The following is a 19391-nucleotide window of genomic DNA, read 5'->3' on the forward strand; positions in this document are numbered from 1 at the left end:
TTGTTTTAACTAAATAGTCACATTTATTGCCTCTACTTTTAAAATTTCTGGAATTGCTCTTTTGACTGCCTCTTCTACACCTGCTTTTAGTGTCATAGTAGACATAGGACATGAGCTACAAGCCCCCAAAAGCTCTAATTTCAAAGTCATATCATCTGTAAGCTCTACTACTTTGACGTTTCCACCATCAGCCTCTAGATAAGGTCTGATGCTATCAAGGGCACTCTCTATTTTGATTTTAATATCTTCGTTCATGATTGTTTGCATTATTTTACCTCTACTGGCTTAGTTTTTTGCTGTTTAGCGTTTCTGATAGCTACTTGACGAGCCATTGATTCTGCTAGTTTTTTGAAAGCATCAGCTGTCACATCATCTCTGAGTACGGCTGGATATCCGCTGTCACCACTTTCTCGGATGCTTTGTACAATCGGTATCTCACCGATAAATGGTACTTGGAATTTTTCAGCTAGCTTTTTGCCACCATCTTTACCAAAGATATAATATTTGTTTTGAGGCAGTTCTTCTGGCGTGAAATAGGCCATGTTTTCTACTACTCCAAGTATAGGCACGTTGATTTGTGGCTGTTTGAACATGGATAAACCCTTAGTAGCATCTGCAAGTGCAACTTTCTGAGGCGTAGTCACGATAATAGCACCAGTTACTGGTACAGTCTGTACTAGCGTCAAGTGAATGTCACTTGTGCCTGGAGGCAAATCTATCAGTAAGTAATCAAGCTCGCCCCATTCTGTATCTGCGATGAATTGCTTCAAAGCTGAACTAGCCATAGGCCCCCTCCATACCACTGCATTTTCAGCTGGGGTCAAAAAGCCAATAGAAATCAATTTCACATTATACTGCTCTATCGGAATGATTTTATTCTTGCCATCTTCCTGGATGACAGATGGCTGCTCAAACTCACAATTGAACATCGTAGGGATCGATGGCCCAAAGATATCGGCATCAATGATACCTACTTTAGCACCTGTTTTAGAGAGTGCTACAGCTAAGTTAGATGTCACAGTAGATTTACCTACACCGCCTTTTCCAGAAGCTACAGCGATGATGTTTTTTACTTTTGGAAGCAAAGGAGCATCATTTCTGATCGTAGTTACATTTGAAGTCATGAATATATCTAACTTCAAATCAGGTGATATTTGCTCATGAAGCGCTGTGATACAAGCATTCTTGATCACCTCTTTGAGCGGGCATGCTGGTGTTGTCAGTACTACCGAAAACTTCACATTCAATCCATCTATTTCAAGATCCTTGATCATTCCTAGTGTTACTAGGTCTTTTTTTAGATCAGGATCTTCTACCGTACTGAGAGTAGCGAGTATTTGTGCTTTATCTATTGTCATCCTTGGGTTGATTCTTCGGGATTTATATTTGCGTGCAAGTTACATCTAAAACTCTTTATCTGAAAGAGAGAAATTATTTAGACTAATTACTCTTAAACTAGAAGGCAAATGAATAAGTTTCGTAAATTATCCCTAATCGCACTGCATATTAAGTCAAGGGATCCTTAGATTTGTAGAGAGTAAATTTAATTTCAAACTTTTGTCAATAAGTCAATCAACAGCCGAACACATCAAAAGCCTCGCTATGATAGAAGAGGTGGTAGGAGACTATGTTCCTCTCAAAAAGAAGGGACAAAATATGTGGGCTTGTTGTCCTTTTCACAACGAAAAATCACCTTCCTTTTCTGTTTCTCCAGCCAAGGGAATCTACAAATGTTTTGGTTGTGGCAAGGCTGGTGACTCCGTGCAGTTTGTCATGGATATTGAGGGGGTAAACTATCCAGAAGCTATCCGCCACTTGGCTAAAAAATATGGTGTAGAAATAGAAGAAGAGGAAGAGATCTCTGATGAGCAACAACAGCGCTATAATGAGCGAGAGAGTATGCTGATAGCACTCAATTATGCCAAGGAGTTTTTTAAACTGAACCTAGAGACCGAAGAAGGTAAGTCGATTGGTCTTAGCTATTTTTATGAAAGAGGATTTAGCAAGGAAATCATCCAGAAATTTGACCTTGGATATGCACTAGACAAATGGGATGCACTCCTCACTTCTGCTCAAAAGCAAGGATATGAAAAGGAGATTTTAGAGAAATGTGGGCTCATCATCCCAAAGGAGGATCGCTTTTATGATCGTTTTAGAGGGCGGGTTATTTTCCCTATTCACAATGTCGCTGGTAAATCTATAGCCTTTGGTGCAAGGATACTCAAGGCAGATAAAAATCAACCTAAATACATCAACTCACCAGAGACAGAAGTCTATCATAAAAGTGATGTACTCTATGGCATATCCCAAGCTAAGCAAGCGCTTAGGGCTAAGGATAATTGCTATCTCGTAGAAGGCTACACAGATGTGATATCGCTACATCTATCAGGCATAGAAAACGTAGTGGCTTCCTCTGGGACTTCTTTGACAGAAGGACAAATTACCCTAATCAAGCGATTCACAGACAATGTCACAGTGCTTTTTGATGGAGATCAGGCTGGGATCAAAGCTTCCTTGAGAGGGATTGATTTACTCTTGGCAGGCGGGCTCAATGTCAAAGCGGTAGTCTTTCCAGATGGTGAAGATCCAGATAGTTATTCGCAGAAGTTAGGTTCTTCTGATTTTCAGCAGTACCTCCTAGCGCAAGCGAAAGACTTTATGACTTTCAAGCTAGACCTAGTAGCAGATGATCTAGCGAAAGACCCGATCAAAAAAGCAGAAGTCATCAGAGAGGTAGTAATCAGTATTTCTAAAATCCCTGATCCACTTAAGCGGGCAGTCTATATCAAAGACTGCAGCTTGCACTTGGAGATCGAAGAAAGCTTGCTTTATAGTGAGTTAAATAAACTTTTGCTAAAAAGTAAAGCGGATACAGAAAGAAGTGAAAGCTTTACTAATCCTCCTCTATTAGATCAAGAACTGATCGAAGACATCGCATCTTCGACTAGTGCGACCCAAGATCAGATTATCGCATTGCAGGAGCGGGAGACAGTTCGGATGTTGATCGTGTATGGATTCCAAAACTTAGATGAAAACATCAAAGTAGCGGAGTATCTACTTCAAGAGCTCGAGGAAGTGGATTTTCAAACTCCCATCTACAGTCAGATGATCGCGCTATATAAAGAGGCACTTGCTAAGGGACACATCCCTGATGCAGATTACTTTCTCAAGGTCGATGATTCTCAAATCAAAAATGAGGTGATTCACATGATCAGTACCAAGTATGAATTAAGCGAACATTGGACTGGTAGGCATGGTATTTTCATTTCTAAGGAAGAGGATAATCTAAACATAACGATCTACAAGGCTGTACTAAAACTTAAGCACAAGATTGTTAAAAAATTAATAGCTCAAAATTTAAATGATTTAAAAAACTCTACAGAAAATGAAGTTGAGAAGTACCAACTTATTAGTATGGAATTGAAGAAAATAGATAGAGAAATTGCTTTACAGTTAGGTATAGTAATAAGCTCTTAGTTTTGAAACTTATTGCTTTAGACAGAAGTTTTCATTCAAAATGCGCTATTTTTGCGCCAAAATACAAGCCCAATGTCAGAACAAATAAAACTAGATACCATAGAGGAAGCCATAGAAGCTATCAGAAATGGGGAGATAGTCATCGTAGTAGATGATGAGGATCGCGAAAATGAAGGCGACTTCATCTGTGCTGCAGAAAAAGTCACGCCTGAGATTATCAATTTCATGGCGACTCATGGCAGAGGCTTGATCTGTGCCGCGATCATCGAAGATAGATGCGAAGAGCTTGGATTAGAACTTATGGTGGGTAAAAATACCGCCACATTCGAAACACCTTTCACGGTATCAGTAGACTTGATTGGTCATGGATGTACTACGGGTATCTCAGCTAGCGATCGTGCTAAAACGATCAAAGCGCTAGTCGATCCTAATACTAAACCAGAAGAGCTTGGAAAGCCTGGGCATATTTTTCCATTGAAAGCTAAAAGAGGTGGTGTGCTCAGAAGAACAGGTCATACAGAAGCTTCTATTGATTTGGCAAGAATAGCAGGTTTCCAGCCAGGTGGAGTGCTAGTAGAGATCATGAACGAAGATGGTACGATGGCTAGACTTCCAGACTTGAAAAAAGTAGCCGAGAAGTTTAACCTCAAGTTAGTGTCTATCAAAGACCTGATCGAATACAGACTTCAAAAGGACTCCCTCATCAAAAGAGAGATTGGCGTAGAGATGCCTACTGGATTTGGAGATTTTGACTTGATCGCTTTCAGACAAACTAATACAGATGAGCTTCATCTAGCCCTGATCAAAGGATCTTGGGAAAAAGATGAGCCAGTATTAGTGAGAGTTCATTCTTCTTGTATGACGGGCGACATATTTGGCTCATGCAGATGCGACTGTGGACCTCAGCTACACAAGGCTATGGAGATGGTACAGCAAGCAGGTAAGGGTGTAGTGCTCTACATGAATCAAGAGGGAAGAGGTATAGGTTTACTCAATAAATTGAAGGCATATAAGCTACAAGAGCAAGGTATGGATACCGTGCAGGCTAATCTTGCACTCGGTTTTCAGATGGATCAGAGAGACTATGGGGTAGGTGCACAGATACTTAGAGACCTAGGTGTGTCAAAAATCAAATTGATCTCCAATAATCCAAAGAAAAGAGCAGGCCTCATAGGATATGGATTAGAGATAGTGGAATCTGTAGGTATAGAGGTCACGCCCAATCCTCACAATGAAAAATACTTGAAAACGAAAAAAGATAAAATGGGACATATACTCCCAAACTTGAAATGATAAAAGGCTCCTTGTGAGCCTTTTATATTTTTAAAACTTTAGCATATATTTTGTGATTTTCAACATATGCGATCCTTTTTCGTTAAATTGATGTAGTATTAAATAAAACAGTAAATGATATGTGGAAAAATCTTGTTCTCCTAGCTATCATATCTTTAACCTTTGTTTTTGAAGGATTTTCACAACAGTTTCCTTCAGAGATTTGGCACAATGGTAAAGCTGCCTTCACAGACAACTCCCTACTTCAAGGACGCATCAAGTATGATCTAGATAATAACCTGATTCAAGTAGAAGTAGATGGCACGATCAAAACCTACACTGCTCAGTCAGTGGTTTCTTTTGAGATATTTGACGAGTATTATGGTGGTATTAGGGTTTTCTATTCGATTCCCTACGCGATCAGTGGCAATTACCAAGCACCCATATTTTTTGAGGTATTGACCGAAGGAAAAGAGATTTCATTACTTTGCCGTGAATATCTCACCACAGACTATCAAAATGGGCGAATGGACTATTATGGCTGGGGACCTACCATAGGGTCAAGACGCTTGATGTTTGATTATTATTTTGTCAGGGATAATCAGATAGAGAAGTACTCTACCAAGAAGAAGGATCTTTATGAAGTAGTGGAAGATAGGCTGCCAGAGATCAAAGATTTCATGAAAAAGGCAAAACTATCTCATGACAAAAGAGGAGATCTGCTTCGAATCATAGCACAGTACAACAAGCTCAAAAGCGTATAATTAAAAGAGTTTTAAAGGTGATGAAATTCACCTTTTTTTATGGACTCTTACTAAGTATGAGTACTTTTGAAGCATAGCAAGACAATAGTTTAACAAGAGATATAATGAAGAAAAAACCGTTGATTTTAGTGTCAAATGATGATGGCATCACTTCGAAGGGCATTCGTACGCTAGTCAATGTCATGAAGCAAATAGGAGAGGTAGTGGTAGTGGCTCCAGATGGTCCGCAGTCAGGGATGGGTCACGCGATTACGATAGGCAATACGCTCAGACTAACTAGAGAGGATATCTTTGGTGATGTGGTCGCATACAAGTCTTCAGGGACTCCCGCTGACTGTGTCAAACTAGCCAAACACCACGTACTCAAAGACAGGCAGCCTGATCTGCTTGTCAGTGGAGTAAATCACGGTAGCAATACCTCCATCAGTGTGCTATACTCAGGTACGATGTCAGCCGCTATTGAGGGAGCTATAGAAGGCCTCCCTTCTGTAGGTTTTTCACTTTGTGACTATGGACATGATGCGGATTTCACTCATACAGAGGAGTATATCAAAAGTATAGCACTGGAAGTATTAGAAAAAGGAATGCCAAAAGGCGTAGCACTCAATGTGAACTTTCCTCCGAAAAGAAACGAAAATATCAAAGGGGTAAAAATTTGTCGTCAGGCACGAGCCAAATGGCAGGAGGAGTTTGATGAACGCTTTGATCCAAATGGTAGAAGATACTTTTGGATGGCTGGCAACTTTGTCAATTTTGATAAAGGAGAAGATAATGATGAGTGGGCAATCGCAAATAACTACGTCTCTATCGTACCATGTATGTTTGACTTGACTGCACATCACGCAATCAGTCAACTCAATGATGAATGGGATCTACAAGGCTTATAAATCAAAAAATGCGCAATTTTAGTATTGCGCATTTTGCTTTACAGTCGATATGAGATACCTGCACTATAGCTCCACAAGCTCAGATCAAAGCTGCTATCTTTTTGGAAGTCACTCATGGTTTTTTGGTACCTTGAATTGATTGTGAATTCAAATTTCTTCAGGAATGGGATCCCTATTTCTATTCCTGCATATCCATTGAGCAGTTGGTCATTGAGGTCTTTTATTTCTTCTGATTTCTCCACTGCAAAGCTCTGACGCAAGCCAGCTAGTGCTGAGAGATTGAATAACTTAGTTTCCCATAATCGATAGCGAATACCAATTGGAATCTCCAGATATCTCAGCTTAAATTCTTCTTGACTAAATGGAACGTAGCTAAGTCTAGCCATTAAGGGGTAGAAAGTGAATGAGCATACAGGACAAGAAAAGTAGCCCTCTAGATCACGTTCACTATAGCCAAAGCCACTGATGATTTGTAGTCGATTAGTAAGCTGTCTTTGCACCCCAAGATTGATGGCATAGTTACTAGCTTTTGACTGGACCACATATCCATAACCAATTTCATTAAAGCCAAAAGGAGTTAGCTCATCTAGTTTCTGCAGTTGGTCGATACTATAGCTAGCACTGATCTGCCATTTTTGAGCGAAAGTCGTCAGACTTAGAAAGCAGCAAAAAGTCAATAAGTAAATTTTCTTCATGAGTATCTTTTTTTCTCATGACGTGCTAGGTTTATACAGTGTCTCAATCCATTGAAATATTTAAAATGCAATCATTAGCAGATGTGTGAGCATCTATGAGTGATAGGTCTTCCAAAAGGTCAAGCGTTTTTTGCATCTTTCCTTTATCTACATGAACCGATTTACTCCATTGAGTCAAAGTCAACCATTTAGAGACTTGATCCTTTTGTAATTTGTACCTGTCTGCAATCAGCCTTGCTGTAGTCTCTGCATTAGTTTTTAGTAATTGTGCTTCAGCAAATATGATTTCAAGGATAGCGCATAAGAGCTGTCGTTCATCATGAAGCCTAGGATGAATCACCACTGCAAAACATGGCCACGGAGTAGGGACTTCTCCGATTCTTCTAAACTCTCCACTGTCCACCAAAGGTTGCGTCATGAATTTCTCCCAGAGAAAACCTTCAGTAGTCTGCTCTGAGAAAGACTCTCTAGCACCCGCTAGATTATTAACTACTTCAAAGTGGAGGTCTTTGTCCATGTTCCATCCATTCTGCTTTGCCATCACATAACTCATCAAATGAGAGCCCGAACCGTATCTACTTATCGCTATTTTTTGGCCTTTTAGGTCATTGATCTCTTGTGCTTGACTAAGGGCTGGTGTATGTACACCCCATATCAGTGGACTGTCTACATAGCTACTACATATTTTGGCGGCACTACCCATAGCGATGTCCCTGAGTGCACTCTCTGTGAGTATAAGAGCAATATCAGCTTCACCACCTCTAATCATTTGGTTCATGGCACCGCTACCTTCTGGGACATCTTGCCAGATAATTTCCACACTGATATGCTCAAATAATCCCTTTTCTATAGCACTATGCCAAGGATAGTTGAAATGCTCGGGTACGCCTACGACTTTGATCTTTTTCATGATGGACAAAAATAAAAAAGCTGTACCGATAAAACACAGTACAGCCTTCAGTTTAATAGGTAGTGAATTTAGTCGTGAATAGCCTTTTTGTTAACAATCCAAAAATTACTCAAACCAGCTAGTATCAATGAACAACCTGCCAATACCATGGTATAAATCACTTCTTCGCCAAAGATCAATTTATAAGTAAAATTGATACCTCCTAGGGCAGCTATGATTTGCGGTATGACAATGAACATATTGAATATACCCATGTAAACTCCCATCTTTTTAGGATCTATGGCACTAGAGAGCATGGCATAAGGCATAGAAAGTATACTCGCCCAGGCAATCCCTACCAGAGCAAAAGAATAGTGAAGATTGGCGGGATTTTCTACAAAGTAAATTGAGATAAAACCCAATCCACCAAGTATCAAACTCCCCATATGAACTAGCTTTCTATTGATGCGTATGCGACTGGTGATAAATGTCAAAATCAGCGCAAAAAACATGGATACAAGTCCATAGGTACCCAGATAGTTGCCCACTAAATCAGCGGCATCATTGTATGCAGCTGAAGCTGTGTCTGTGGCTTTGAATACGTGCTCAGTGATAGCTGGGGTAGCAAAGCTCCACATCGTAAAGAAGGCAAACCAAGAGAAAAACTGCACAAGCCCTAGCTTAGCCATGACTTTTGGCATGCTAGCGATATTATTAAAGACTTCTGTGATCCCATGAGCAAACCCTTTGGTAGATTCTTTCTCTTTTTTGAAAGCTTCTAGATCTTCTGGTGGATACTCGTTTGTAGTGAAAATAGTATAAAGGATAGAAACTATAAATACTATAGCACCAATAGTGAAAGCATATTTTACTGAGTCTGGAACCACTCCTGGAGCTGCGGTATTTGGCACGCCCATTTTAGTCATCAGCCATGGAAGATTGCTCGCTACCCAAGTACCTATACCGATGATGAGGGTCTGCATCACAAAGCCATAAGAACGCTGACTATCGGGTAACTTATCCGCTACGAGGGCTCTAAATGGCTCCATCGAGATATTGATAGAGGCATCTAATATCCAAAGTGAACCAGCTGCCATCCACAAGGCAGAAGAGTAAGGTGCAAAGAAAAGTGCAATAGTACTCAAGATAGCACCGATCAAGAAGAAAGGTCTTCTACGACCAAGCGTAGGATGCCATGTGCGGTCACTGAGATAACCTACGATAGGCTGAACTATCAGACCTGTGAGAGGAGCTGCAATCCATAAAAATGGGATGGCATCTTTTTCAGCACCTAGCGTCTGGAAAATACGAGACATGAAGCCACCTTGAAGCGCAAAGCCAAATTGTATCCCCAAAAAGCCAAAGCTCATGTTCCATATCTGCCAAAAAGAAAGTCTTTTCTTTTCCATGAGCTTATTTGATTAGAATGTGGTAAGCCCAAGGAGCTAGGCTTAGCTTCTCGTCAACAGCTATAGATATCTTTTCTTGAGAGAAGTAATCTGTCCCAGAGATAGGCGTCTTCATAGTGACCTCTTGATCATTACTACTCAAATTAAAGATCACTGTGACAACATCATCTCCTTTTATCCTATTGAAAGCAAATATATCGGTATCATTGCTTGTTTTGATTTTCTCAAAACTTCCTCCAAAATCACCATTCCAAAGGGCTGGCTGCTCATGTTTGAGCTGATTGAGTTGGCGATAGAAGTTTGCCATTTCATAATCACCCCACTGAATAGCATCTTTCTCAAAAAACTCAAGTTTCTTTTGATTATTAGATTCTTGACCAGAGTAGGTGAGAGGCATGCCTGGAAGTGTGTATGTCAGGGCTAGCATAGTTTCATGAGCATCACCTAAAAGGCTATCAGCAGTTCCGTTCCAGCTATTTTCATCGTGATTAGTGATGAAGTTCATGCGGTAGTTTTCCATAGAAAATCTAGTAGCATTTTTAGTGATCATAGAGTCTAAGTGGTGTGCATTTTCTTTACCACCAGCTATGGCATTTATGTGATGAAAAAGCTCCCATGAATAAGTCATGTTAAACCCTACTTCATGCATTTCAGGATTTTCAGCCTCGGCTAACATGAATACTTCTTTTTTACTTCTCAAGGTATCGATAGCCCTTTTCCAAAACTCAGCAGGTACCCAGTCTGCTACATCGCATCTGTAGCCGTCTATGTCAAATTCTTCCACCCAATAGCTCAGTGCATCGATCATGTAAGTATTCAATTCCTCATTTTCATAGTTGAGATCGATCACGTCTGACCAGTCAGTACCCACAGGAGGGGTGAAATTGCCTAAACTATCTTTGGTATACCACTCTGGGTTGGAGATGGTAAGTGGATTGTCCCAAGCAGTGTGGTTAGCCACCCAGTCTATGATGATGTACATCCCTAGATCATGTGCTTTCTTGACTAGATTTCTAAAATCCTCTTCTGTACCATAGTTTGGATTTACCGCTTTATAATCTTTTACGGCATAGTAGCTACCCAGTGAGCCTTTGGCATTCTTTTCACCTACTGGATGAATTGGCATCAGCCAAAGGATATCTACCCCCATGTCCTTGAGTCGAGGTAGTTCAGCAGCAAATGCGTTGAAAGTCCCTTCTGGCGTGTATTGTCTGATATTGACTTCGTAGAGATTTTTATCTTTTGTCCATTCAGGGTATTCACTAGTCTGAATTTCGGTTTTTTGCTCTGATGGACTGGTACAAGCTACGATCGCAGAGAGCAGTAGTAATCCAATCGATTTTAAGTAAAATTTCATAGGTATTTTGGGTTAAAATTTGATCGTGATTTGCTCATCTACTAATTTAAAAGTAATACAAGGCAAACCTTTGATCTCATGATGCAAGTTGGTGTTTTCAGGCAGTGGGTCAAACTGAGATATCTGCTGGATAAATGCATAATTGACTTTTTGCACATTGACTCTGATGTCATTGACTCTTACGCTATCTAAATCAAAACCATGAAGATAAAGCTTCACTTCTTTAAAGTGAGTATCCATATCGCCTAAACTCGGCTTAAATACTAGTTGGCTATTTGCAGAATCATATCTCAAGGTTCTTTTGTGAAAAGCACCTTTTTTAAAATCATAAGAGGTACCATCATCTTCATAAAGTACAAATTCATTTGTTTGACTTCCTTGATATAGATGTAGTTCCAATGTTTCGGATGGTTTTTCATCCAAGTGCTTTACGTCTGATTGTATAGGTATGATAGAAGAACCTTTCACAAAAACAGGTAGGTGACTGATCGGACAGTCTACATAAGCTTCCTGTGAACCTTTGTAGGCTTGATCATTGAATAGATAGTACCACTCACCTTTTGGGAGGTAGACCTTAGTGATTTCTTTAGTGCTTTCTACTGGAGCTACCAAGATACCATGTCCGAAGAGGTATTGATTTTGATAAGCAGGATCATATACTTTAGCATCATGCGTATCCGTGATAGCCAAACTTCTGACTACAGGAAGACCATTTTGAGAAGACTCATATAAAGTGCTATAGATATAAGGAATGAGCTTATATCTCAATTTCAGGTAGTTTCTAGAGATTTCTTCTACTTCTTCACCAAATGCCCAAGGCTCTGAATCAGGTGAATTGATCATAGAATGTCCTCTGAAAAATGGAGAGAAAGTAGCGATAGACATCCATCTAGCAAATAGGCTAGGAGATGCGTGTCCGCAAAAGCCTCCTACATCATAACCTGTGAAAGGGATGCCACTAAGCCCCATGCTATTGAGTAATCTGATACCAGCGAGCATATGTTCGTCAGAAGCGACATTGTCTCCAGTCCATACGGCTGTGTAGCGCTGTATGCCAGCGTAGCCAGATCTTGTGAGCATGAGTGGTCTTTCATTGAGATGTTTTTTAGCGCCTTCTACGGTGCTTTTGACCATATTTTGACCATAGATGTTTCTAGCTTTTCTATGGCTAGTCTTTTGTCCATCGAAGTCAAACTCGATCAAGTTTGGGGTGTGCTGACCCCAAGATGCAGGTTCGTTCATGTCATTCCAAAATCCTCTGATACCTCTATCAGTGTAAAACTTCATCCATTCAGACCACCAGTCTCTTGTTTCTGCTTTAGTGAAGTCTGGCAGGTTGCACCATCCAGGCCATACTTCAGCTTCATAGTCTTCTCCGTCAGGATACTTGACGAAGAGGTCTTTAGCCTTTCCCTCCTCATAAGGGGCATAGCCATTTTGAACTTTGACACCAGGATCTACGATGACAGCTACTTTGAAGCCCATTTCTGCTAATTTCTCGGTGAGTTTTTTAGGATTTGGGAAACGCTGCTCATCAAAGGTAAATACCTTATAACCTTCCATGTGATGGATATCTAGATAGATCACATCAGCTGGCAGATCTTTGTCTCTAAATGTTCTTGCTACATTGAGTACTTCTGAGTCTGGATAGTACGAGTAGCGACATTGTTGATAGCCGAGAGCCCATTTGGGGGGGAGCTCTATTTTGCCTGTCAAGTAGGTATATGCGCTGATGATATCTTTGACTTCTGCTTCATGGATGAAGTAGTAGTCCATATCGCCATCTTCTGCGCTGAAGTAAGAAAAGCGTCTATTGGAAGCTCCAAAGTTGAAAATGGACTTATGAGTATTGTCAAAAAAGATTCCATAACTAAGTCCACTGTGTATCCCTATATAAAAGGGTATAGAGAGGTAAAGTGGATCAGCATCTACTCCATACGCAAAGAAATCAGTGTTCCAGTTGGTATAAGCTTTGCCAGCTCTGTCGAGATTTCCTGTTTTCTCCCCTAAACCAATGAAACGCTCACCTGCTTGCAAGCTTTTATAAGTGGATACTTCTGTTCCTTGCCATGATGTACCAAAAGCCGGGTCGTCTTGGTTGATCAATTGTCCATCTTTGGTATAGAATGAGAAGCGAACAGGGTATTTGGAAACATGAAGATCTATAGTGTCAGTGCTGAGGATGAGTTTGTCCGAGGTTTCTTGTAGCTCAAACAAATCATCAGTCGGAGAAACTACTACTGCGTAAGGATTTTGATCAAAAGTGTCTTTTCTACTGATCCTGATTCTGAATATAGAGGAAGCATAAAGTGATATGCTAAACTGACAATTTTCAGTAGTTCCGATGATTCCATGAGGAAGTGTGTCGAAATGTATAAGCCCGCCTACAGCAATATGATCTCCATCCTTGGGGATGGTTTTTGTGATTGTAGTCATTTTGGGTAAAGATTTGATGTTGACAACTTAGCGGCTTTCCCTTAGGCGTAGTGACCCTTTTTCACCAATAAGCAAAGCTAATTTAGGATTAAAATATAAAGCGAAAAAGTAAGCAAGCGGTACGTAAAGGGAGATAAGGCTTCTAAGTTATCCCTTATAAGGTCCAAACGTAGCTTTGTGATAGCTTTCAATCGATTGCACAAAAAGAGTAATTATTTAGAAAAAAAATGAAAAAATTTTAAACAAGATCTAAACGCACTTACTTTTTGAGCGAAGAAGCTCTCACGAGGAGTGTCGCATCCATGATTTCAGTAAATGGATATACAGGGTGCTCATTCATAAAATTGATCTGATCTATTAGCAGTTTAGCCGCAGTTTCTCCGATCTTGAAGCCAGACTGCTCTACAGTACTAAGTGGAGGATTTATCAGTGAGCTAAATTGCCAGTTGCTAAACCCTACAATCCCAATTTCTGAAGGTACTTGCTTACCAAGCTCTTGCGCTGCCTTCATTGCACCTGATGCAGCTAGGTCATTGCTAGCAAATATCCCTGTAATATCCTGTCGCTTGCGCATAAAATCTAGCATAGTAAGATAACTTTCCTCCTGAGTGCCTTTAGGGCATTCGATGATAAGCTGATCATCTATAGGGATACCATTGTCACGAAGAGCAGCTAGGTAGCCTTCTAACCTCTTTTTGCTGATAAGTAGATTGCTAGGCCCTGCCAAATGTACAATTTTGGTATCTCCTTGCTGTATTAAATGTTCAGTAGCTTTGTAAGCACCAGAGAAATCGTTAACGATGACCGAAGTAGCATTGATCTTTTCAGAAATTCTGTCAAAGAATACAATAGGGAAATTTCTCTCCAGAAGATCATTAAAGTGCTCAAAATCATTCGTTTCTTTGGTGAAAGAGACTAAAAGTCCATCTACTTGACTAGCAAGTAATGTATTGACACTGTTGATTTCTCTATTGTAAGACTCATTGGTCTGGGATAAGATGACATTATAGCCCTCTTTGAAAGCGACTTCCTCTATGCCGCTGATGACTGTAGAAAAGAAGAAATGAACAATTTCAGGAATGATTACTCCAATAGTATTGGATTTACTCTTTCTGAGGCTCAAAGCAACAGCATTTGGGCGGTAATTCATCTTTTTGGCCAGCTCTTTTACAGCTTTCTTTGTCTCATCACTGATACCTGGATAATCCTTCAAAGCCCTTGATACTGTGGAGGATGAAACATTGAGTGCTTTTGCGATATCTTTTATAGTAGCTTGACCGATTTTCATATTGGTATTTTTCTAGGATTCGAAATATAATGTAAATCCAGCATTTTAAACATTCGAAATCTTTATGATTTATCTAAAATGGTAATGAATACTTCTTATGACAAAAAAAAGTTTGAAATTTTTTAACCTATGCAATCGATTGCGGTTTCGATTGCAATGAAAAAACTAGCTTTTTTTATATTTTTTAGTTTGTCCCTTACTTAATTTTTGCATAATATTTCAATAGAAATTAAGAGAATTTAAAGCAAAGCTGGTCTTTCCCTTGTATGGCATCTGGTGCATTTTGTAGGAGGTGTTGTACTTTTTCGAGCTAAGCAGATTCAATTATTTCTAATTTTCAATATATCCAAATTAACTACTATGCAGAAAAAATTTACTCCCATGAGGGTAATGTTGTTGTCTTTGGCACTGCTGTTTTCATTCTCAGTATTTGCACAAGACAGGACAGTTACCGGTAAGGTCACCTCAGCAGAGGATAATGAACCTCTTCCATTTGTCAATGTATCCATCAAAGGAACAACTCAAGGAACTACCACTGATACTGATGGTAATTACTCTATAGAAGTATCAGGTCCTGATGCAGTGCTTTCTTTTTCTTTCCTTGGGTTTACTACTCAAGAAAGACGAGTAGGTAATGCAAGTATTATTAATATAGCCTTAGAATCTGATTCTCGTGAGCTAGATGAACTAGTCGTAGTAGGCTATGGTACGCAGAGAAAAGTAGACATCACAGGATCAGTAGCCTCTGTCACAAGAGAGGATTTTAATGCAGGTCAAGTGACTACTGCTGAGCAGCTTGTTACTGGTAAAGTAGCAGGTGTCCAAATCACGCCTAATAACGGTCGTCCAGGTGCTGGCGCGCGTATCAGAATCCGTGGAGGGTCATCACTCAACGCAAGTAACGATCCACTCATAGTCATCGATGGTGTGCCGATCGACAATTCTGGCACAGCGGGTACTTCTAACCCTCTCAACTTCCTCAATCCAAATGACATCGAAACATTTGATATCTTAAAAGATGCGTCTGCAACAGCTATCTATGGTTCTAGAGCATCTAATGGGGTGATCCTCATCACAACTACAAAAGGTAAAGCTGGTCAAGGTCTCAAAGTAGATGCTGGCTATAGAGGTTCACTTGCGCAAATCACCAGAACAGTTGATATGCTTTCAGCAGATGAGATCAGAGCAGCAGCTTTGACCAATGCAAACGCTTCTCAGCAAGCTCTTATTGGAGATGCTACGACAAACTGGCAAGACCAAGTGTATCAGCAAGCCTTTACACATGATGCTAATGTCACTGTAAGCGGTAGCATAGGAGATTTCCTTCCGATCAGAGTTTCCGCTGGTTATCTAAGCCAAGATGGTATCTTAAAGACAGATAAGCTAGAGCGTATGTCTGGTAGCTTAAATTTGAGTCCATCTTTTTTCAATGATGACTTGAAAGTAAATTTGAACTTAAAAGCAGTTGGAACTACGAGCCAATTTGCATCAGGTGCTGCACTAGGCAATGCGATCACTTTTGATCCTACTCAGCCAGTATTTAGTGAAAACGGTATCAATGGATATTATGAGTGGTTAGTAGGTAGCAATCCTAATAATATCGCTCCTAGAAATCCTGTAGGTCTACTAGATCAAAGAGATGATAGAGGAGATGTATTTAGAAGCATCGGTAATATCCAATTCAATTATGCCCTTCCTTTTGTAGAAGGTCTAAGCGCTAACTTAAATCTAGGGTATGATGTAAGCCAAAGTGAAGGAAGAGTGATCATCCCAGCTACGGCAGCTGAGTCATTCCTAGTGGGTGGTTCATTCTCTAGATATGAGCAAGATAAAAGAAACTTACTTGCTGACTTTTACTTTAACTATGTGAAAGATTTAGGTAATGCTGGAAGTATTGATGTCACAGCTGGTTATTCAGCACAAGATTTTAGAATCGACAATCCTGCATTCGCAGTATTCAATGCTGAAGGAACTCAGATTAGTCCTGCTCCTATCGCATCTCGTCCAGAATATAGACTAATCTCTTACTTTGGTAGAGTAAACTATAACTTCTCCGACAAGTACCTGATCACTGCTACAGTGAGAACTGACGGTTCATCTAGATTTGCCGAGGATAACAGATGGGGTGTGTTCCCTTCAGTAGCGGGTGCTTGGAGAATCTCGGAAGAAGGCTTCTTAAAAGGTAATACTACTGTTACAGATTTGAAGCTTAGAGTGGGTTATGGCGTTACAGGTCAGCAAGACATAGGTGCTACACTACCATTCCTTCCTAGATATACTAGAAGTAATGATGCAGCGCGTTATCAATTTGGTGGAGAATTTTTCACGACTTTTAGGCCAGAAGGTTATGATAGTAATATCAAATGGGAGGAGACTGAAACATACAATGCTGGTTTAGATTTCGAATTTGCAAGTGGTAAATTTTACGGTTCGGTAGACTACTACTTCAAGCGTACTAATGACCTACTTTCTGTGATCCCAGTTCCTGCTGGTACTAACTTGACAAACAGACTCTTTACCAACGTGGGTAATATCGAAAATGAAGGTATAGAAGTAGCTTTGAATGTCAACTTAGTCAATACGGCTGATTTGAAGTGGGATATCGGAGCTAACTTTACCTACAATAAAAATACTATCACAAGCCTATCTAATGTAGAAGACGACTCTGAAGGAATATTGGTAGGTGGTATCGCTGGTGGAACAGGTAACACTGTTCAGATTCAGTCAGTTGGCTTTGCTCCAAATACTTTCTATCTTTTCGAACAAGTATATAACACAGATGGTACTCCGATAGAAGGGGCTTATGTAGATCAAAATGGTGATGGTGTGATCAATAGTGAAGATTTGGTACGTCAGCAATTCCCAGATGCTCCTTACTTCTTTGGTTTCACTAACCAGACGAGTTATAAGAAGTGGAACTTGAGCTTTACACTAAGAGGATCGCTCGATAACTATGTGTACAATAACGTAAGATCAGCGAATGGTTCTTATGCAAACTTAAATCTTCAAGGGTACATCTTCAACATGACAAGAGATGTATTAGATTCTAATTTTGAAAACTATCAGTTCTTTTCAGATTATTATCTAGAAAACGCTTCATTTATCAGAATGGATAATATCAGCTTGAGCTATAACTATGGAGAGATCTCTAACTCAGGCGTAAGGATGACGCTAAGTGCAGCTGTTCAAAATGCCTTCGTGATCACTAACTATTCAGGAATTGACCCTGAAGTGCCGGGAGGAATTGACAATAATTTCTATCCAAATCCAAGAGTATTTTCTCTAGGTGTCAACTTCGGATTCTAATCTCAAATATTATAAGAGTATGAAAAATAGATTTAATAAAGTAATGGGGCTATTGATGGGACTTTTGATCTCTGTCACAGCTTGTATGGATCTTGATAAAGACCCATTTAATGAAGAAACTTCTGTAGAAGTTTATGCTGAGTTTGAAAATTATAAAAATGTACTTGCTAAGCTTTATGGTGGTCTAGCACTCAGTGGTCAGCAAGGACCTGCTGGTAACGCTGATATCAGCGGCATAGATGAAGGTGAGTCAAACTATATGAGAGCCTTCTGGAAGATGCAGGAGCTTCCAACTGATGAAGCTATCATTGGTTGGAATGATGATGGACTTCCTCAGATGAATGGTGCGAATTTCACTGATAACAACAGATTCATTACTGCAATGTACTATAGGATTTTCTATCAAATCTCACTAGCTAATGAGTTTATCAGAGAGCTATCAGATGACAGGCTTTCTAGTAGAGGGATCACAGGTGCTCAGGCTGAGGAAGCAAGACTATTTAGAACAGAGGCGAGATTTTTGAGAGCGATGAGTTATTACCATGCGATTGATCTGTTTGGTAATGTACCATTTGTAACAGAAGCAGATGCGGTAGGAGCATTCTTTCCACGTCAAGCTAGTAGAGCGGAGCTATTTGACTATGTAGAATCTGAGTTGTTGGCCATCATTCCAGACTTAGCGGCACCTAGAACAAATGAATATCCTAGAGCAGATCAAGCAGCGGCTAGAATGGTTTTGGCTAAGCTATACCTCAATGCAGAAGTGTACATCAATCAGCCAAGACATACTGAAGCAATCACACAACTTAATGAGGTAATAAATGCGGGGTACTCTCTTCATCCAAACTATGATGAGTTATTCTTTTCTGATAATGATCAAGGAATCAACGAGGTTATTTTTGCTATAGCTTATGATGCAGAGAATACAAGATCTTTTGGAGGGACTACATTTATAGTGAATGCTTCTACAGGTGGTGCTTTTGCGAGTCAAGTTGGAGTCAGTGGCGGATGGCAAGGGCTGAGAGCTCGTCCTGAGCATGTCAATGCCTTCAGCAATGGAGATGGTAGAGCGATGTTTTTTACTACTGGAAGAACAAATGATATAGAGACAGTCTCCGACTTTGGCACTGGTTTTCCTGTGATGAAATTTAAGAATCTAACTAAAGCAGGAACTCAAGGTCCTTTAATTGAAGGTCAATTTGTTGGTATAGATTTTCCTTTATTTAGATTAGCAGATGCTTATCTGATGTATGCAGAGGCTGTACTTAGAGGTGGCTCAGGTGGTAGCCAAGCACAAGCACTTACTTATGTAAATGAAATCAGAAGAAGAGCTTACGGAGATAACTCTGGAGATATCAATGCGGGAGAGCTTTCGTTACAATTCATCTTAGATGAGCGCATGAGGGAGTTAAGCTGGGAAGCACACAGAAGATCTGACTTGATCAGATTTGGACTATTCACAGGTGGTGATTATCTATGGCAGTGGAAAGGTGGCGTGAAGGATGGACAGTCTGTACCAGCTACTAGAAATTTATATCCACTTCCAGCAGCTGAATTGACAGCTAATCCTACTTTGGAGCAAAATGATGGATATTAAGAACCCAAAATCAA

General features: G+C 40.0%; 14 protein-coding genes. 6 read left to right on the plus strand and 8 right to left on the minus strand.

The genetic code is table 11. From position 1 onward, the window contains the following. Window positions 1-9 precede the first annotated feature (9 nt). Together I5349_RS00910 and I5349_RS00915 are read right to left on the minus strand one after the other, a co-directional pair. The gene (locus I5349_RS00910) at window positions 10-255 is read right to left on the minus strand and encodes a NifU family protein (RefSeq protein WP_226388839.1); all 246 of its coding nucleotides are present in this window, start codon (window positions 253-255) and stop codon (window positions 10-12) included. Window positions 256-266: 11 nt separating this feature from the next. Then, on the minus strand, window positions 267-1358 hold the full coding sequence (locus tag I5349_RS00915; protein WP_226388840.1) for an Mrp/NBP35 family ATP-binding protein: 1092 nt from the start codon (window positions 1356-1358) through the stop codon (window positions 267-269). 199 nt (window positions 1359-1557) lie between these two features. Here I5349_RS00915 and dnaG point away from each other — a divergent pair, with 199 nt between their 5' ends. The 4 genes from dnaG to surE all read left to right on the plus strand — a co-directional run bounded on the left by dnaG (window position 1558) and on the right by surE (window position 6400). Then, on the plus strand, window positions 1558-3477 hold the full coding sequence (dnaG, locus tag I5349_RS00920; RefSeq protein WP_226388841.1) for a DNA primase: 1920 nt from the start codon (window positions 1558-1560) through the stop codon (window positions 3475-3477). 72 nt (window positions 3478-3549) lie between these two features. Beyond that, window positions 3550-4770 carry a bifunctional 3,4-dihydroxy-2-butanone-4-phosphate synthase/GTP cyclohydrolase II gene (locus I5349_RS00925; protein ID WP_226388842.1) on the plus strand — a complete coding sequence of 407 codons (1221 nt, stop codon included), beginning with the start codon at window positions 3550-3552 and terminating at the stop codon, window positions 4768-4770. A 119-nt stretch (window positions 4771-4889) separates the two neighbouring features. Then, window positions 4890-5513 (plus strand): hypothetical protein, encoded by a 624-nt coding sequence (locus I5349_RS00930; RefSeq protein WP_226388843.1) that lies wholly within the window; start codon window positions 4890-4892, stop codon window positions 5511-5513. 104 nt (window positions 5514-5617) lie between these two features. Beyond that, entirely contained in the window at window positions 5618-6400 is a 783-nt protein-coding gene (gene surE, locus I5349_RS00935; RefSeq protein ID WP_226388844.1) for a 5'/3'-nucleotidase SurE, read from the plus strand. Window positions 6401-6438: 38 nt separating this feature from the next. Here surE and I5349_RS00940 read toward each other — a convergent pair whose 3' ends face one another. The 6 genes from I5349_RS00940 to I5349_RS00965 form a co-directional block, all read right to left on the minus strand. Then, window positions 6439-7095 carry an outer membrane beta-barrel protein gene (locus I5349_RS00940; protein WP_226388845.1) on the minus strand — a complete coding sequence of 219 codons (657 nt, stop codon included), beginning with the start codon at window positions 7093-7095 and terminating at the stop codon, window positions 6439-6441. A 43-nt stretch (window positions 7096-7138) separates the two neighbouring features. Next, entirely contained in the window at window positions 7139-8005 is an 867-nt protein-coding gene (locus tag I5349_RS00945; RefSeq protein ID WP_226388846.1) for a substrate-binding domain-containing protein, read from the minus strand. A 68-nt stretch (window positions 8006-8073) separates the two neighbouring features. Further along, window positions 8074-9393, minus strand: a complete 1320-nt coding sequence (locus I5349_RS00950) for an MFS transporter (protein WP_226388847.1) — start codon at window positions 9391-9393, stop codon at window positions 8074-8076. Window positions 9394-9397: 4 nt separating this feature from the next. Then, the gene (locus I5349_RS00955) at window positions 9398-10750 is read right to left on the minus strand and encodes an alpha-amylase family glycosyl hydrolase (RefSeq protein WP_226388848.1); all 1353 of its coding nucleotides are present in this window, start codon (window positions 10748-10750) and stop codon (window positions 9398-9400) included. 12 nt (window positions 10751-10762) lie between these two features. Next, window positions 10763-13186, minus strand: a complete 2424-nt coding sequence (locus I5349_RS00960) for a glycoside hydrolase family 31 protein (RefSeq protein ID WP_226388849.1) — start codon at window positions 13184-13186, stop codon at window positions 10763-10765. Window positions 13187-13445: 259 nt separating this feature from the next. After that, window positions 13446-14474, minus strand: a complete 1029-nt coding sequence (locus tag I5349_RS00965) for a LacI family DNA-binding transcriptional regulator (RefSeq protein WP_226388850.1) — start codon at window positions 14472-14474, stop codon at window positions 13446-13448. 360 nt (window positions 14475-14834) lie between these two features. On the opposite strand from I5349_RS00965, the gene I5349_RS00970 reads away from it, so the two are divergent. Both I5349_RS00970 and I5349_RS00975 read left to right on the plus strand, forming a co-directional pair. Then, the gene (locus I5349_RS00970) at window positions 14835-17780 is read left to right on the plus strand and encodes a SusC/RagA family TonB-linked outer membrane protein (RefSeq protein WP_226388851.1); all 2946 of its coding nucleotides are present in this window, start codon (window positions 14835-14837) and stop codon (window positions 17778-17780) included. A 19-nt stretch (window positions 17781-17799) separates the two neighbouring features. Beyond that, the gene (locus I5349_RS00975; protein ID WP_226388852.1) at window positions 17800-19377 is read left to right on the plus strand and encodes a RagB/SusD family nutrient uptake outer membrane protein; all 1578 of its coding nucleotides are present in this window, start codon (window positions 17800-17802) and stop codon (window positions 19375-19377) included. Window positions 19378-19391: the final 14 nt, after the last annotated feature.

Source organism: Penaeicola halotolerans (assembly GCF_016464625.1).
Taxonomy (GTDB): domain Bacteria; phylum Bacteroidota; class Bacteroidia; order Cytophagales; family Cyclobacteriaceae; genus Penaeicola; species Penaeicola halotolerans.

What these genes read in the sequence shown, in the direction of transcription:
- I5349_RS00915 (WP_226388840.1), bottom strand. Translation starts at nt 1,358, where the DNA reads ATGACAATAGATAAAGCACAAATACTCGCTACTCTCAGTACGGTAGAA.
- I5349_RS00970 (WP_226388851.1), top strand. Translation starts at nt 14,835, where the DNA reads ATGCAGAAAAAATTTACTCCCATGAGGGTAATGTTGTTGTCTTTGGCA.
- I5349_RS00910 (WP_226388839.1), bottom strand. Translation starts at nt 255, where the DNA reads ATGAACGAAGATATTAAAATCAAAATAGAGAGTGCCCTTGATAGCATC.
- I5349_RS00940 (WP_226388845.1), bottom strand. Translation starts at nt 7,095, where the DNA reads ATGAAGAAAATTTACTTATTGACTTTTTGCTGCTTTCTAAGTCTGACG.
- I5349_RS00955 (WP_226388848.1), bottom strand. Translation starts at nt 10,750, where the DNA reads ATGAAATTTTACTTAAAATCGATTGGATTACTACTGCTCTCTGCGATC.
- I5349_RS00925 (WP_226388842.1), top strand. Translation starts at nt 3,550, where the DNA reads ATGTCAGAACAAATAAAACTAGATACCATAGAGGAAGCCATAGAAGCT.
- I5349_RS00975 (WP_226388852.1), top strand. Translation starts at nt 17,800, where the DNA reads ATGAAAAATAGATTTAATAAAGTAATGGGGCTATTGATGGGACTTTTG.
- I5349_RS00945 (WP_226388846.1), bottom strand. Translation starts at nt 8,005, where the DNA reads ATGAAAAAGATCAAAGTCGTAGGCGTACCCGAGCATTTCAACTATCCT.
- I5349_RS00930 (WP_226388843.1), top strand. Translation starts at nt 4,890, where the DNA reads ATGTGGAAAAATCTTGTTCTCCTAGCTATCATATCTTTAACCTTTGTT.
- I5349_RS00950 (WP_226388847.1), bottom strand. Translation starts at nt 9,393, where the DNA reads ATGGAAAAGAAAAGACTTTCTTTTTGGCAGATATGGAACATGAGCTTT.
- surE (WP_226388844.1), top strand. Translation starts at nt 5,618, where the DNA reads ATGAAGAAAAAACCGTTGATTTTAGTGTCAAATGATGATGGCATCACT.
- I5349_RS00965 (WP_226388850.1), bottom strand. Translation starts at nt 14,474, where the DNA reads ATGAAAATCGGTCAAGCTACTATAAAAGATATCGCAAAAGCACTCAAT.
- I5349_RS00960 (WP_226388849.1), bottom strand. Translation starts at nt 13,186, where the DNA reads ATGACTACAATCACAAAAACCATCCCCAAGGATGGAGATCATATTGCT.